The 15,516-nt window shown below is 63.9% G+C and carries 12 protein-coding genes; 7 read left to right on the forward strand and 5 right to left on the reverse strand.

All coding sequences use genetic code 11. From position 1 onward, the window contains the following. The first annotated feature begins 279 nt into the window (after window positions 1-279). Window positions 280-720 (forward strand): low affinity iron permease family protein, encoded by a 441-nt coding sequence (locus tag FJ959_RS16565; RefSeq protein WP_181165307.1) that lies wholly within the window; start codon window positions 280-282, stop codon window positions 718-720. A gap of 79 nt (window positions 721-799) precedes the next feature. Here the strand turns inward: FJ959_RS16565 and FJ959_RS16570 are convergent, their stop codons facing one another. Continuing rightward, the gene (locus FJ959_RS16570; protein ID WP_140557548.1) at window positions 800-1,666 is read right to left on the reverse strand and encodes an SDR family NAD(P)-dependent oxidoreductase; all 867 of its coding nucleotides are present in this window, start codon (window positions 1,664-1,666) and stop codon (window positions 800-802) included. 158 nt (window positions 1,667-1,824) lie between these two features. On the opposite strand from FJ959_RS16570, the gene FJ959_RS16575 reads away from it, so the two are divergent. Next, window positions 1,825-2,106, forward strand: a complete 282-nt coding sequence (locus FJ959_RS16575) for a hypothetical protein (RefSeq protein ID WP_140557550.1) — start codon at window positions 1,825-1,827, stop codon at window positions 2,104-2,106. A 4-nt stretch (window positions 2,107-2,110) separates the two neighbouring features. On the opposite strand, the gene FJ959_RS16580 is transcribed toward FJ959_RS16575, so the two are convergent. Continuing rightward, entirely contained in the window at window positions 2,111-2,686 is a 576-nt protein-coding gene (locus FJ959_RS16580; RefSeq protein WP_140495258.1) for a TMEM175 family protein, read from the reverse strand. A gap of 237 nt (window positions 2,687-2,923) precedes the next feature. Here FJ959_RS16580 and FJ959_RS16585 point away from each other — a divergent pair, with 237 nt between their 5' ends. Together FJ959_RS16585 and FJ959_RS16590 are read left to right on the forward strand one after the other, a co-directional pair. Then, a complete protein-coding gene (locus FJ959_RS16585) occupies window positions 2,924-3,328 on the forward strand; it encodes an SH3 domain-containing protein (RefSeq protein ID WP_140557552.1) in 405 nt (134 codons plus the stop codon). Between the two features lie 190 nt (window positions 3,329-3,518). Next, complete coding sequence (locus tag FJ959_RS16590; RefSeq protein ID WP_140557553.1) at window positions 3,519-4,727, forward strand: MFS transporter; 1,209 nt, start codon at window positions 3,519-3,521, stop codon at window positions 4,725-4,727. Window positions 4,728-4,739: 12 nt separating this feature from the next. Here FJ959_RS16590 and FJ959_RS16595 read toward each other — a convergent pair whose 3' ends face one another. Together FJ959_RS16595 and FJ959_RS16600 are read right to left on the reverse strand one after the other, a co-directional pair. Next, the gene (locus FJ959_RS16595) at window positions 4,740-6,212 is read right to left on the reverse strand and encodes an MATE family efflux transporter (RefSeq protein ID WP_140579999.1); all 1,473 of its coding nucleotides are present in this window, start codon (window positions 6,210-6,212) and stop codon (window positions 4,740-4,742) included. 167 nt (window positions 6,213-6,379) lie between these two features. After that, window positions 6,380-7,870, reverse strand: coding sequence for an esterase-like activity of phytase family protein (locus FJ959_RS16600; RefSeq protein ID WP_140557555.1), 1,491 nt, complete (start codon window positions 7,868-7,870; stop codon window positions 6,380-6,382). Window positions 7,871-8,181: 311 nt separating this feature from the next. On the opposite strand from FJ959_RS16600, the gene FJ959_RS16605 reads away from it, so the two are divergent. The 3 genes from FJ959_RS16605 to FJ959_RS16615 all read left to right on the forward strand — a co-directional run bounded on the left by FJ959_RS16605 (window position 8,182) and on the right by FJ959_RS16615 (window position 12,597). Beyond that, complete coding sequence (locus FJ959_RS16605; protein ID WP_140557557.1) at window positions 8,182-10,593, forward strand: FAD-dependent oxidoreductase; 2,412 nt, start codon at window positions 8,182-8,184, stop codon at window positions 10,591-10,593. Window positions 10,594-10,605: 12 nt separating this feature from the next. After that, window positions 10,606-12,159 carry a trimethylamine methyltransferase family protein gene (locus FJ959_RS16610; protein ID WP_140579998.1) on the forward strand — a complete coding sequence of 518 codons (1,554 nt, stop codon included), beginning with the start codon at window positions 10,606-10,608 and terminating at the stop codon, window positions 12,157-12,159. A gap of 123 nt (window positions 12,160-12,282) precedes the next feature. Continuing rightward, entirely contained in the window at window positions 12,283-12,597 is a 315-nt protein-coding gene (locus FJ959_RS16615; RefSeq protein WP_140495272.1) for a hypothetical protein, read from the forward strand. A gap of 186 nt (window positions 12,598-12,783) precedes the next feature. Here FJ959_RS16615 and FJ959_RS16620 read toward each other — a convergent pair whose 3' ends face one another. After that, a complete protein-coding gene (locus tag FJ959_RS16620; RefSeq protein WP_140579997.1) occupies window positions 12,784-15,480 on the reverse strand; it encodes a UvrD-helicase domain-containing protein in 2,697 nt (898 codons plus the stop codon). Window positions 15,481-15,516: the final 36 nt, after the last annotated feature.

Genomic DNA, 15,516 nt, shown 5'->3' on the forward strand with positions numbered 1-15,516 from the left:
GGGAACCACTGTGTGAGCGCTCCGGACTGAACCCCTTCCGTCATGCGGGGGTGGCGCAACGGAAGGGGCTGGAGGTAAACCGCTGTGAAGCGGAAGGAACAGGCTGTTTTGCCTGCACCGTTACTGTGACACCAAACCGATAAAGTGTGTTGTCCTTCCGATTCCCTTGATGCGTGCATTCGATTGCGGCGGTTGTATTTCTTTCCGATGGGAACCCGATATGGCCGCCGGTTGTTCCTTCCGGCGTACCGCACGGCGCGGTGCTGTTTGAGGGACCCCATGATCGAGAAGCTCTTCACCAAAATCGCCAACCGGGTAGCCCACCTTGCGGGGCTGTCGCCGACATTCGCACTCTGCTGCCTGATCGTCATCATCTGGGCAGTAAGCGGCCCACTCTTCGCCTTCTCGGACACTTGGCAACTGGTGATCAACACCGGGACGACGATCATCACCTTCCTGATGGTGTTTCTCATCCAAAACACCCAGAATCGAGACGGCGCGGCAATCCAGGCCAAACTGGACGAGTTGATCCGGGTCAGCGAAGCCAAGAACACCTTCATCGGTATCGAGCATCTGACCGAAGCCGAGGTCCAGGAGATCCGTGCCAAATGCGAGCGGGCAGCGAAGCGGCATGACGAGAAAATCGCGGCCGTAGCTGCCAAGAAAGCCGTGGCGTCAAAGAGCAAACCGAAAAAGCAGGTGGCTCGAAGCACCGGCTGAAACCGGTTAACCCCCAAGGGTTCCGTCGTTGCTCGAATGCGACCCGATCCGAACACCGGCTCTCATTTTTCGGACATGCTCATTGCTTCATGAATGCCGCGAAGGCATCCTTGTGGTCGGGGTGCCAGCGCGACAGAGCAGGGCGGTTTTCGATGATGTCGCCGATCGCCCAGGCCATGCGTTTCTCATCCAGCGGACGCGTCACCTCGTTGTCAGGGCACAGGATGTAGAAGTCGCGCTTTGTCAGGGATTCCAGCATGAAATCAATGACCTGTTCGCCGGTCCAGGCGTCGGCCGGCTTCTCGGTCGCACCCTCGGTCAGGCCGGTATAGGTGAAGCCCGGGATCAGCAGATGCGCCGACAGATGGGCACCCGGTTCGTTGCGCAGGGCATGCGCCAGTCCCTCGGTAAAGGTCTTCACGCCGGCCTTGGAGACGTTGTAGGCAAGGTTTCCAGGCGGCGTGGTGATGCCTTGCTTGGAGCCGGTGTTGACGATCAGGCCCGGCTGGCGGGCCGCCAGCATGCGGGGCACGAAGGCTTCGACGCCATGCACGACACCCCAGAAATTGATGTCCAGCAGCTGCTTCCAAGCGTCGCGGTTCTCCCACGGCTTACCCGGGTTGTTGCCGACACCAGCATTGTTCATCAGCAGCGACACATTGCCGAAGGCGCCAAAGGCTCTTTCGGCGAGACGATCCACGTCTTGTGCCTTCGAAACATCGGCGGCGACGGCCAGCACGGCATCGTCGCCGGCGATCGCGGACACAATACGGGCCGCATCCTCAAGACGCGGGCCGGCGACATCGGCAAGCACGATCTTCATGCCCATGAGAGCCAGCCGCTTCGCGGCGGCAAGACCAATGCCGCTGGCAGCGCCGGTAATGACTGCGGCATTGCCCGAACCAAGCGCGGGCAAAGCGGTCTGGAGTTCTGCGTCGGTCAGCATGGGCGGCGGATTCCTTCTTGCGATGGCGCCGAACTTAGCGCCGGAGCGGGCTGGCGCAAGCCTCCACGCGCCTGGCTGCGCTTCAGCAGCCTGCTGGGCCGGGTTGACCGGTCCAGCCGAGACTGCGCATGGTGCCTCGCAAAAAGGAGATTTCCCGATTGACGGACTGGATCGAAATCCTGAAGCAGCAGACCACCATCGGCGATCAGATGAACCGCGAAGTGCCGCAGATGCTGGCAAACCCCGAGATCAACGAAGCACAGGTGAAGACGCTGTTTTCCGCCTTGGAAAAACAGGCGGATTTCGTCGAGAAGCTGCGCATGGCGCTGGAAAAGTTCGGCCATGACTTTGCGGTCATCAAGGCGGCGGAACGGCTGGAAGAGCGCTACGCCGATCTTGCCGCGTCGGTGGCCGAGAAGCTGAAAGCGATGCGCGAATAGATCCCTATTTTTCGATCACGCGTGCGAAACGCCGGTCCGGCACAAGCCAGACCAGGGCAACCAGTACATAGATCGCGACGCCGATCCACTGGCTGATGAAGGTCAGCGGGATGGCGCAGAGATAGGCGACAAGCGAGATCTTGCCCTTGCGGTCGTTGCCGATCGCCCTGGCAAAGGCCGTATCGTTGCCGTGCAATCGGTGAAGCGTCACGACGAGAATGAAGTAGGCGATGGCGCACAGCGCAAGATCGGCGCCGTAGACGGCGACCGGCACCGGCGCGAAATGGTTTTCGCCCATGAAGGCCGTCGTCACCGGCATCAGCGACAGCCAGAACAGGAGATTGAGGTTCGCCCACAACACGCGGCCGTCGACCCGCTGCACGGTGTGGAACATATTGTGCAAATTGTTCCAGTAAAGGCCGACGTTGATGAAGGACAGCACGTAGCTGAAGAAGATCGGCCATAGCGGCAGCAAGGCCGAGAGATCCTCGCCGTGCGGCACCTTCAGTTCAAGCACCATGATGGTGATGATGATGGCCACGACGCCGTCGGTGAATGCCTCGACCCTGCCTTTGCCCATGATTTGCGCCCTATGTCCGGTGTCGATCGTTGAAGATGGTAAATCGTTAGCTGATGTTGTCAGGCCGATAAACGCCATCCGGGGAATTTCTCAACTATATCAGGGGAAACTCTCCCGCCAGGCCGGCTCGCGGCAATGGTTTGCTGTGGCAAATTGTTGACTTTTCTTGCCACAGTCCTCCATCGAAGACAGCCTCGGCTGAATCACATAAGGCCGAGCGATCGAATGGAGTGACTGATGAGATTTCGATTTCTGCTCTGCCTCGCGACCATTCTGGCCGCCATCCTCGGCACGTCGGCCGCCGCGTTCGCCTACAGCGCCCACACCACCACCAACCTCAACGTGCGCTCCGGGCCCGGGGCGGGATATGCCAAGGTGGGGACGCTGCCAGTCGGCTACAGGGTGAACGTCACCGGCTGCCAGCCGGGTTGGTGCAGAATCCATGGCGGCGGCCTCAGCGGCTGGGCCAGTTCCGGCTATCTCTCGCGGGCCCATGTCGTTCGCCCGCCAGTGATCATCGTGCGCCCGCCGCATCGTCCGCCGCACTGGCAGCATCGGCCGCACCGTCCTCCGCACCATCGCCCGCCGCACAAACCGCGTCCCGGGAAGTGCAAGATCGCACCGGGTTTCTCCTGCAAATAGCGGATTTTAGCGGGGTCACACGACAGGATGTCGTGACGGATCGGAACCATCGGCTCCGATTCGGGCCTGTTCAGGCGGCGGGTTTCGGGGCAACGTCCGTCATGCTGTCAGGAGCCCGCCGGCCGGCCGGAACGTCGGGAGTAAGGGCGCGTTAAGGTCGCGATCCCTGAACCGATGAAGAGGTTTGGCCATGGCCATTCGTGACTTGGCGCATACGCGCAACGAAGCAGGCGGCGAGGCTCTCGCAATTCCGGTGGTTGCCACAATGATCGCCGTTCTGTTTGCCGGCAGCACGGTGCTGACGCCGCTGTACATCATCTACAAGCAGCAATTCGGCTTTTCACAGATCACGCTGACGCTGGTCTACGCGGTCTATGTCGTCGGCAATCTCGGCGCCCTGCTGATGTTGGGCGGCGCGTCGGATGTCGTTGGGCGCCGGCCTGCCGCTCTCGCGGCCATGATCGTCGCCGTCGCCAGCGCGCTTGTCTTTCTGTTCGCCAACAATGTCGTTCTGCTCGATGTGGCGCGCGTCCTGAGCGGGCTTGGCATCGGTGTCGGCGCGGGGACCGGAACGGCATGGATCGCCGAGCTTCTCCCCGGCGCTGACAAGGCGCGCGCCAGCGTCATTGCTACCAGCACCAATTTCCTGGGCCTCGGTTTCGGCGCACTCGTTTCGGGACTGTTGGCGCAGTATGAACCGTGGCCCTTGCGCCTGGTCTTCATCGTTTATCTGGCGGCGCTTGTATTCGTCTTCATCCTGGTCTGGCGTACACGCGAAACGGTGGCGGAGCCTGGCGGCCTCGGGCAGATTTCCATGCGGCCGCACTTTGCCGTGCCGGATGAAATCCGCGCGCGCTTCGTCGCGCCGGCGGTGACCGGTTTCGGCGCCATGGCGCTGGTCGGCTTCTATGCCGCGGTGGCGCCAAGCATCCTGGCGCAGCAACTGCATGAGACGAACCATGCTGTCGCCGGTGCGCTGTTCTTCGAATTGGCGATCGTCACCGCGCTCAGCATCGTAGCGCTGAAGCAAATGCAGAGCGGCAAGGCCATGCTGACCGCGCTGGCGTTGATGATTCCCAGCATCCTCATGGTGGTGGCGGCGCAGATGCTGGCGTCGATGGCGCTGATGATCGCCGCCACCGCCTGCTGCGGCGTGACGGCCGCACTCGGCTATCGTGGCAGCCTGCAGGTGGTGAACGAGATCGCACCGGAGGATCGCCGCGCCGAAGTGGTATCCAGCTTCTTCATCTGCTGCTTTATCGGCAATGCCTTGCCCGTCATCGGCATTGGCATCATCTCGACCTATGCCAGCCCCATCGCGGCCAGCCTGGCGTTCGCCGGCATGATCATCGTGTTTGCGCTGGTCGCGCTGGGCTTTGGGTTGAAAAACAGGCCTTGAGAGCGGCCAGCTTCAGCCGTTCGGCGTCTCTGGGGAAAAATGCGCGCGCTGGCGCGGCACGCCGAGCCCGGTGTCGGGCGGCTCGCCGGCGGCCGGCCGGTTCTCGATCATGTGCAGGGTGCGCCAGCCGCCGAGACGGTAGTAGGCCGCGGCCAGCAGCAGGGAGGTGATCGAGCCGGCGGGGAAACTCCACCACAGCGCCTCCTCGCCGATCACATCCCGCATGAAATAGGCAAAGCCGGTGCGCACGACCAGTACCGAGATCACCAGGATGACCAGCGGCGGCATCACGGCGCCCGTGGCGCGCACGGTGGCGAACAGCACGATGGTGACGCCGAACAGGATGAACGACCAGGACGCGACGTTGTTGATGTGAGCGGCGATGTCTATCGCCGCGCTGTCGCGGCTCAGGAACAGGCTGAGGATCGAGCGATCGAAGACCCATAGAAGTGCCACGAGAGCACCGGTCAGCACCAGGTTGAAGCCGACGCCTGACGCTGCGATGCGGCTGATGCGGTCCCAGCGGCCGGCGCCGACGTTCTGCGCCGCCATCGAGGACACGGCCGCGCCGATGGCGAGCGCGGGCATCTGGATGTAGGTCCATAACTGCGCGGCGATGCCGTAGGCGGCGGCCACCTGCGAACCGTAGGAATTGACGATGCCCATCACCGTCAGGGCCGCGGCCGAAATCACGATCATCTGCAAACCCATCGGAACGCCCTTGAAGACGACGACGCGCAGCAAGGCGGGGTCCGGCCGCAGCAGCGCCAGATTGGCGCCGGCCAGACGCAGCGGATGCTTGCGGACATAGAGCACGATCAGGATGGCAATGACGCTCACTGTCTGGCCGACAAGCGTCGAGGTCGCCGAGCCGGCGATGCCGAGCTCGGGGAACGGCCCGATGCCGCGGATGAGCAGTGGGTTCAAGATGATGTCGAGCACGACGGCGAGCGCCATGAAAAAGAACGGCGTGCGCGAATCGCCGGCGCCGCGCAGCACCGTCATGACAAAGGACAGAAGGTTCATCATCGGCACGGCGACGAAGATGATGCGCAAATAGGAGCGCGCCAGCGGCAAGGCGTCGGGCGGTGTGCCGAGCGCGCCCAGAATGGTGTCGACCCAGATCCAGCCGCAGACGGCGAACAGCACCGAGACGAAGAAAAAGAAGGTGGCGCTGGTGCCGACGATGCGGCGTGCCTCGGGGAGATCGCGGGCGCCGACCGATTGCGCCACCAGTATGGTGGCCGCCATGCCGATGCCGAATACCGTGCCGAGGATGAGGAACAGCACCAGATTGGCATTCGAGGTGGCGGTAAGCGCGGATTCGCCGAGGAAGCGGCCGACCCAGACAGCGTTGACCGAGCCGTTGAGCGATTGCAGCACGTTGGAGCCGAGCACCGGCAGGGCGAACAGCAGGAGCGTGCGCGGAATGGGGCCGCTGGTCAGGTCACCGGTGCGCCGGCGCGCGGGCATCTTTTCATCCATGGCGGGCATCCGGCAAAGCTGGTTCTTTTGAGTCCGGCACGCAGGATACCGCAGGCCCGACCGGGATGCACCCTTGCGAAAGGAGCGACGGCGGGCAAGGCACGCCGTCGTGCATCCGATCAAGCTTGTCGGGCAGGAGGCGCCAGGCGGCGCCTGCTGCAAGATGCTTACTTCCTGGCGAGGCCGGGAAGCGTGACCTGATAGACAAGGAACATGGTGTCGACATCGGCGCCGTCCTCGGCCTTGTAGGGCGCGCCGACCTGGAAACCGTCCTGGGCGAGGAAATCGTTGTCGTTGGCGACGAACAGGAAATAGTCGTCGGGCAGCTTCGGATCGAGCACGCTCGCCAGCGACATCGCTTCCCACTTTTCCGAGAGGTTGTCCTTGTCATTGGGCGCGCCATTGTGCAGGCCGAAGCGGGCAAGCTCGGCCTTGTCGTTGATGTCGATGAACGGCGTCAGCCTTGCCGGCGTCACCGACGGATCGAGCACGCCCTTGGGCGCCACCGGCTTGTCGGCGGCATCGAAGGCACCGCCGGCGATGTCGGTCGCGCCGGAAAGGTCGACAATGTCGATCTTGCGATACAGCGACTCCTCGCCCTTCAGGCCCTGGCCGTTGCCGCTGTCGCGCGCCAGCATCAGGAAAGCGGTATCCGACAGCGCCACGATCTCGCTTTGCGCAGCCACCTTGGTCTTGCCCTTGGCGTCCTTGAACACCGGCAGCGGCACGACATATTCATGTGCCAGCTTGAGATGGGCAAGATCGGAGGCGTCATAGATCAGCGCCCTGGTGTTCTGGCGCGTCGAGGCCGAATCGCCGCCGTCCTGCCGGGTCGCCGACTGCAAGACCGCGATTACGAACTTGCCGTCCGGCGTCATTGCCATGCCTTCGAGGCCCTGATTGTTCTGGCGGCCGGTTTCGGGATCCTTTGGGTCGGGTTCGGCAGCACCTGGGCCCGGATTGTCGGAAGCAAAATTGGCCGTGCCGTGGCGCATCGGCACGAGCGCGGCCGGAGGCTGGGTCGCCGACATCAGACGGCCGTCGGCGGAGAAGCGGTAGATGTCGGGACCGTATTCGTCGGAGACGAGCATGGTGCCGTCGGGCAGCCGCACGATCGCCTCGTTGTCGAGCGCGAGCTTGCCATTGTCGGCCTGCGGCAGGACAGGCATGTCGCCGGCGGCGGGACGCACGCCGTTCAGCGGGTCGAGACCGCTGGCGTCGGCGCCCTTGTCGTCGGTCAGGAGCATGGTGTCGGCGAGCGTCGCCTTGACGCCGGTCTGCTCCTGGCCGGCCGCGGGCGCGGCACCTGGCGCCACCGGGGCGAACTCGATGTTGATCGTGTTGAGGCGCGGCCGGTAGTCGGTGGTACCGACGACGTTATAACCGCGGTCGGGCAGCAGCCACAGCGAGCCTCTGTAGGTGCCGGCATCATGCGTCCAGCCCGCGGTGTCGATCGACATGCCGGAGCCGGAGCCGAAGGTCTCGCCGAACCTGTCGCGCTGGCCGGCCGGGATGCGGCCAACCCCCACCAGCCCCTTGTTGACGAAACTGGCGCCGCCGACGCTGGCCGAGCTGTCGGCGAAGGCGGGCAGCGAAACGGCCGAGGCCGCCAGCGCGGCGACCAGCAGCCGCAACGAGAATGAGCGTAGATGCGTCATGGAATCCCCTTGATGACAAAGCGCCGGGACGGCGGAATTCTGAGGTTGCCTGGCGGCGGCGAGGCTGCCGCCCTGGAGGGCCGCTTGTGCCCTCGGCAAGCGGTCTAAGGCGCGAACATGATGCTTGCATGACAGTTGGTGACGCATTCGCGTCGGCCCGCCGCGACGCTGCTGGGGAAGTGCGGCCGCGCCAAAAAATCGATCGTTCCGACACAGGTTCGACAGCGTCCAGGAGCTGTTCGTAGTACTAGACACTCATGTACAGTACGTATATGGTTCCGGTTTCGAACAGTCCGTGGAGGAGGGAAGCCTTGAAGTCTCACTACCGCGCAGTCGTCATCGGGGGAGGAGTGGTGGGCGCTTCGGTGCTCTATCACCTGGCGCGGTTCGGCTGGTCGGATGTGGCGCTGATCGAGCGCGCCGAACTGACGGCGGGGTCGACTTGGCATGCGGCGGCGGGGTTCCACGCGCTCAATGCCGACCCCAATGTCGCCGCGCTGCAGGATTACACCATCAACCTTTACCGCGAGATCGAGGCCGAATCCGGCCAGGACGTCGGGCTGCACATGACTGGCGGCGTCAACATCGCCAGCGATCCGGCGCGCTGGGAGTGGCTGAAATCGGCCTGGGCGGTATTCCAGTCGGTCGGCATCGAGACCGCCCGGCTGGTGACGCCTGACGAGATCATGGCGATCTGCCCGATCGTCGACGTCACCGGCGTGCTTGGCGGCCTATACGATTCCAACGAGGGCCATCTCGACCCTTACGGCACGACGCATGCGTATGTCGGTGCCGCCAAGAAGCGCGGCGCCGACGTGATCCTGCGCAACCGCGTGGTCGAGCTGAAGGCGCGCGCCGACGGCCATTGGGATGTCGTCACAGAGCAACGCACCATCACCGCCGAGCATGTCGTGAATGCCGGCGGGTTGTGGGCCAAGCAACTCGGCCGCATGGCCGGGGTTGAACTGCCGGTGACGCCGATGGAGCACCATTATTTCGTCACCGAGGACATTCCGGAAGTCGCTGCCCTCGACAAGGAGATCGGCCTGGCCGTCGATCTCGACGGCTTTTCCTATCTGCGGCAGGAGCGCAAGGGCGTGCTGCTCGGCGTCTACGAGCAGAACCCGAAGCACTGGAACATGGACGGCGCGCCGTGGGATTACGGCATCGAGCTCATCCCCGAAGACATCGACCGCATCGGCCCGGAACTTGCCAAGGCGCATGAGCGCTTCCCTTGCCTGGCGACGGCAGGCATCCGCAAATGGGTCAACGGCGCCTTCACCTTCACCCCGGACGGCAATCCGATCGTCGGGCCGGTCCGCGGCCTGAAGAATTACTGGGTCGCCTGCGGCGTCATGGCCGGCTTCAGCCAGGGCGGCGGCGTCGGCAAGTCGCTGGCCGAGTGGATGATTTACGGCGAGCCGCAGGCCGACATTTTCGGCATGGACATCGCCCGCTACGGCGCCTTCGCCGCAAACCGGGAATATCTCAGGCAGACGACGCGACAGTTTTATTCTCGTCGTTTCGTCATGACCTTTCCCAACGAACGGCTGCCTGCGGGCCGGCCGCTGAAACGCCCCGGCGCCTATGACGGCATGAGTGCGGCGGGCTGCGAATGGACGGCCTCCTGGGGGCTGGAAATCCCCGCCTATTTCGCGCCGATGGGATTCCGCGAGGAGACGACGCTCAGGCGTTCCAACGCCTTCGACATCGTCGGTGACGAGGCGCTGCAAGTCCGGCGCGCCGCCGGCCTCATCGATATCTCGGCCTATGCGCGCTACGCGACCTCGGGACCGGGCGCGGAGGCTTGGCTCGACAGGCTGCTGGCCTGCAGGCTGCCGAAGGCGGGACAGGCGAGGCTGGCGCCGATGCTCGGGCCGGACGGGCGGCTGAAGGGCGATCTCACCGTCTTCAACTGGGGCAATGGCGACTACTGGCTGATGGGCTCCTACTATCTGCGCGAATTCCACATGCGCTGGTTCGAAGCGCATATGGCTGAAGGCGTTTGCGTCACCGATATTTCAGATGCGATGTCGGGCTTTCTGGTCACCGGCCCCAATGCCAGAAAGATCGTCGAGCGCACGACGCACCAGGACATCTCCGCCAAAGCCTTGCCATTCATCGCATGCGGCGAATTCGACATCGGCATGGTGCGGGCAAGGATGGCTCGCCTCTCCATCGCCGGCGAACTCGGCTTCGAGATCAACTGCCCGGCCGCCATGCATGCCACATTGCGCGAAACGCTGCTTGCCGCCGGCGAGGATCTCGGCCTCGCCGAGATTGGCTATTACGCACTCAACGCGCTTCGGCTGGAAAAGAGCTTCGGCATCTGGTCGCGTGAATTCACGCAAGGCTACACGCCCGGCCAGACAGGGCTCGACCGCTTCATTGCTTTCGACAAGGGCGATTTCATTGGCCGCGAGGCGGCGCTGAAGGAACGCAAGGCCGGTGTTGCACGACGGATCGTGACGCTGGAAGTCGATGCCATCGACGCGGACGCCAGCGGCTTCGAGCCGGTCTGGCACGGCGCTCGGCGCGTCGGCTTCGTCACCTCCGGCGGCTTTGGCTACACGATCGGCAAGAGCGTCGCGCTGGCGTTGGTGGATGACGATTTTGCCGAGGAAGGAACGGCGCTTTGCGTGCACATTGTCGGCACCGAGCGGCCGGCGCGTGTCATTCCGGCTTCGCCCTACGATCCCTTGGGCAAGGCGATGCGGCAATGAGGAGGTTTCCGGATGATCGATGACGCGGCACGCGAAGGCAGGCGCGAGCGCCGGCGAGGACGCATCGGCGAGGCCGGCAGCGAGAGCAGCCGCCGGCCCAATTACCGCTCTCTGAAGAACCCATTCCTGCCGCAGCCAATCTTTTCGGACGACCACGTCGCTTCGATCCACGACACGGCGCTGCGCGTGCTGGAAGAGCTGGGCATCAAGGTTCTGCTGCCGCAGGCGCGCGACCTGCTCGCTCGCGCCGGCGCTCTGATCGACCCCGAAACCGACATGGTGCGGATCGGCCGCGACATCGTGGCGGCCGCACTGGCCTCGGCGCCAAAATCGATCCAGACCCATGCCGGTGACCGCTCCCGCGATCTGACGCTGGAACTCGGGTCGATGACCTTCCTGGCAGGGTGCGGCGCGCCGAACGTCACTGACCTCGAACGCGGCCGCCGACCAGGCACACTGGCGGCCTTCGAGGAGTTCATCAAGCTGGTGCAGCATTTCGACGTGCTGCACATGCTGGGACCTTGCGTCGAGCCGCAGGACATCGACAACCGTTTTCGCCACTACGCCGTCAACCGGGCGCAACTGACCCTGTCGGACAAGCTTCCCTTCATCTTCGCGCGCGGCACCCCGCAGGTCGACGATAGTTTCGACATGATCAGGTTGGCGCGCGGGCTGTCCGAGGACGAGTTCCGCTCGGGCGCCCATTGCTACACCGTCATCAACACCAATTCGCCGCGCCAGCTCGACATCCCGATGGCGCAAGGCATCATCGACTTCGCCAGGGCGGGCCAGGTCCTGATCATCACGCCCTTCTGCCTGGCGGGTGCGATGGCCCCGATCACGGTGGCCGGCGCGCTGACGCTGCAGCATGCCGAGGCGCTGGCCGGGTTGACGCTGGCGCAGATCGTGCGGCCGGGCGCTCCTGTCGTCTACGGCTCCTTCTCCTCCAATGTCGACATGAAATCGGGCGCGCCGGCCTTCGGCACGCCGGAGCATATCAAGGCGACGCTCGGAGCCGGCCAACTGGCGCGCTTCACCGGCCTGCCGTGGCGTTCGGGCGGCGGCAGCGCGGCCAACATCTCCGATGCGCAGGCGGCGCATGAGACGCAGTTTGCGCTGTGGGGCTCGGTGCTGGCAGGCGCCACCGTGTGCATCCATGCCGCCGGCTGGCTGGAGGGGGGGCTGAGCGTTTCCTTCGAAAAGCTGGTCACCGACATCGAGGCGTTGCAGACGGTGGCTGAACTGTGCGCCGCCACGCCCGGCGACGACGATGCCATCGGCTTCGAGGCGATCGCCGAAGTGCAGCCCGGCGGCCATTTCTTCTCGGCAGGTCACACCATGGCGCGCTACCGCACCGCTTTCTACGAGCCGCTGGTGGCCGACTGGTCGAATTTCGGCAACTGGACGCAGGCCGGTTCCAAGACCGCAACCGAACGCGCCACCGGTATCTGGAAGCGCATCCTCGCCGATTTCGAGCCGCCGGCGACGGCCATTGCCACGTCGGCTGTGCTCGATGAATTCATCGCGCGCCGCACCGAACAGGGCGGGGCGGCGCCGGTCTCGTGAGATAGCTTATTCCTCTCATCGTCCTGAATTGTGGGTGCGATCCGGAACCTGCTGCACCTCTCATGCATTCATGGCACGGCCGGTGCCTGCTCGCATTGCGAGCCATTGAGGGAGGACGACCACATGGGTTTCGACCAGTACCACGAACCGCCCGAAGAATTGTCGCAGGAGGTGCGAACCTTCGCCCGCATGATCACCTCGCTGATCGAGGAAGCGGAAGCGATCTCCTGGTATGAACAGCGCATGTCGGTGGAGAAGGACCCGCAGGCCCGCGCCATCATGAAGAACGCGCAAGGCGAGGAGTTCAAGCATTTCGGCATGGACCTCGAATTCCTGCTGCGTCAGAAGCAGGACTGGCGCGCGGAACTGAAGGAAATCCTGTTCACTACGGGAGATATCGTCAAGGCCGGCGAGGCGGGCGAGAAGAAGGTGGATTGAGCGGTCCGGCCCGGGTGACTACCGAAAGTTCCGTTCACTTCGGACGTCCACGCTATTGGAATTCATTCCAATCAATTTTGGCTGTGAAATCGCAAATATAATTAGGGTCAAAATCTACTTCGATTTTCACAAGAAAACCTCAGGATTTTTGACCAGCTCCTTACGCGAGTGAGTGTCCATTTTTTCTCACACAGCCGCGACAAACCCATCCAGCACGCGTTTCTGGCCGGCCTTGTCGAAGTCGATGGTCAGCTTGTTGCCTTCGATGGCCGCGATGTTGCCGTTGCCGAATTTCTGGTGGAAGACGCGGTCGCCGACGTTGAAGGGGGACGGCGTGTCGGCGACGGATTTGGCGACCAACTCGCCATCGATGGTGCGGCCCTTGATGCTCGTGCGGCCGGCGCCGTAGCCGCTGTCGGTCTCGCCATAGCCGATGCGCTCGACCTGGTGGCCGGAGCGCGAGCCCCAGTTGCGATCGGTCGCTTCGGTGCGGTTCTGCTGCGCCCGCTGCCAGCCCGGCGTGGCGTAGCTGTTGGAGAAGGCGCCGGATTTTTCGGCGCCGACATTGTCGAAGCGCGAGGCGCCATAGGGGTTCTGTCTTCCTGCCCCCTGGCCGCCCCGGCCGGAAGCGAACGAGCCGCCGCCATAGGAATTGCCGTAGCCGCCATAGGAGTTGCCGCTTTCGGCGACTTCGACATGGGTTTCAGGCAGTTCATCGAGGAAGCGGGAGGGAATCGTCGATTGCCACAGGCCGTGGATGCGGCGGTTGGAGACGAACCAGATGTGCAGGTTCTTCTTGGCACGGGTGACGCCGACATAGGCCAGCCGGCGCTCCTCCTCCAGGCCGGAACGGCCGCCTTCGTCCAGCGCGCGCTGGTGCGGGAACAGGCCTTCCTCCCAGCCCGGGAGAAAAACGGTCTCGAATTCGAGGCCTTTGGCCGAATGCAGCGTCATGATGTTGACGGCGTCGAGTTCGGCGTTCTGCTCGGCGTCCATGACCAGAGCGACATGTTCGAGGAAGGAGCGCAGCGATTCATACTCCTCCATGGAGCGGATCAGCTCCTTGAGGTTCTCCAGCCGGCCGGGCGCTTCGACCGAACGGTCGTTCTTCCACATGTCGGTGTAGCCGCTCTCTTCCAGGATGGTCTCGGCCAGTTCGGTGTGCGGCGTGGTTTCCAGCGCCTTCTGCCAGCGTTCGAAATTGGCCGCGACCTCGCGCAATGCGGCGCGCGGTTTGGGCTTCAATTCATCGCTCTCGGCGAGCTTGGCGGCGGCTTCCAACATCGGTACGCGCAGCGCGCGGGCCGTGTCGTGGATCTGGCGGATGGTGGTTTCGCCGAGGCCGCGCTTGGGCACATTGACGATGCGCTCGAAGGCGAGATCGTCGGCGCCTTGCGCGACGACGCGGAAGAAGGCAAGCGCGTCGCGGATCTCCATGCGCTCATAGAAGCGCGGGCCGCCAATGACGCGGTAGTTGAGACCGAGCGTGACGAAGCGGTCCTCGAACTCGCGCATCTGGAAGGACGCCCGCACCAGGATCGCCATGTCGTTGAGATTGTGCTTCTGGCGCTGATAAGCCTCGATGGTCTCGCCGACAGCGCGCGCTTCCTCCTCGGAATCCCAGGCGGCGTGGACGTTGACCTTGCCGTCCTCGGGATCGTCGCGATCGGTGAACAGCGTCTTGCCGAAGCGGCCTTCATTGTGGGCGATGAGGTGCGAAGCGGCGCCGAGGATATGCGCGGTGGAACGATAATTGCGCTCCAGCCGGATGATGGTGGCGCCGGGAAAATCCTTGTCGAAGCGCAGGATGTTGTCGACCTCCGCGCCGCGCCAGCCATAGATCGACTGGTCGTCGTCGCCGACGCAGCAGATGTTTACTTTGTTTTCGCTCACGGGCTGTTCCGCGCCTGCCGGCGCGGGCCCGACCCCTCTTTTCTGCGCGCCTTCGGTGTCGCGGGAGGGGCCTCGCGAAGGCTCGGACGCCCGGTCGGGCTTGCGGCCTTCGGCCGAATGCAAATCCGTAGACGTCGCGCTACGCCCGCTATTTGGCCGCTGTGCCAGGAGTCGCAGCCACATGTATTGCGCGGTGTTGGTGTCCTGGTACTCGTCGACCAGGATGTATCTGAACCGCTTGTGATACTCCTTCAGCACGTCCGGATTGGCGCGGAAGATGCGGATAGGGTGGCAGAGCAGATCGCCGAAATCGCAGGCGTTCAGCGTCTGCAGGCGCTCCTGATAGGCCTTGTAGAGCTCGCGGCCCTTGCCGTTGGCGAAACTACGCGCATCGCCCTCGGCAATGTCGTCCGGGCCTTGCCCCTTGTTCTTCCAGCCGTCGATCATCTGCGCGAACTGCTTGGCCGGCCAGCGCTTGTCGTCGAGGCCCTCGGCCTGGATCAATTGCTTGATCAGCCGCACGACGTCGTCGGTGTCGAGAATGGTGAAGTCGGATTTCAGCCCGGCAAGCTCGGCGTGCCTGCGCAAGAGCTTGACGCCGATCGAGTGGAAGGTGCCGAGCCAGGGCATGCCCTCGACATTGCCTTCGCCGATCAGGATACCTATGCGCTGCTTCATCTCGCGCGCGGCCTTGTTGGTGAAGGTCACGGCTAGGATCTGCGAGGGAAAGGCTTTTCCGGTCGCCAGGATGTGGGCGATGCGGGTGGTCAAGACGCGCGTCTTGCCGGTGCCGGCGCCGGCCAGCACCAGAACGGGACCTTCGGTGGTTTCCACCGCCAGCCGCTGCTCGGGGTTCAACCCCTTGAGATAGTCGGGCGCGTTGTTGTGGCCGCCGCGGGCAGCCATGGCGCGCGCGGCGATGCCCGACGGGGCGGTGGGCCGCGCATCGGGTTCATCGAAAAAGGGCATGTCTTCGGAAAAGCCGGACATCGCCCCCGAATGTAGTGATTCGGTGGAGAAAGACCA

Source organism: Mesorhizobium sp. B2-2-4 (assembly GCF_006442375.1).
GTDB lineage: Bacteria > Pseudomonadota > Alphaproteobacteria > Rhizobiales > Rhizobiaceae > Mesorhizobium.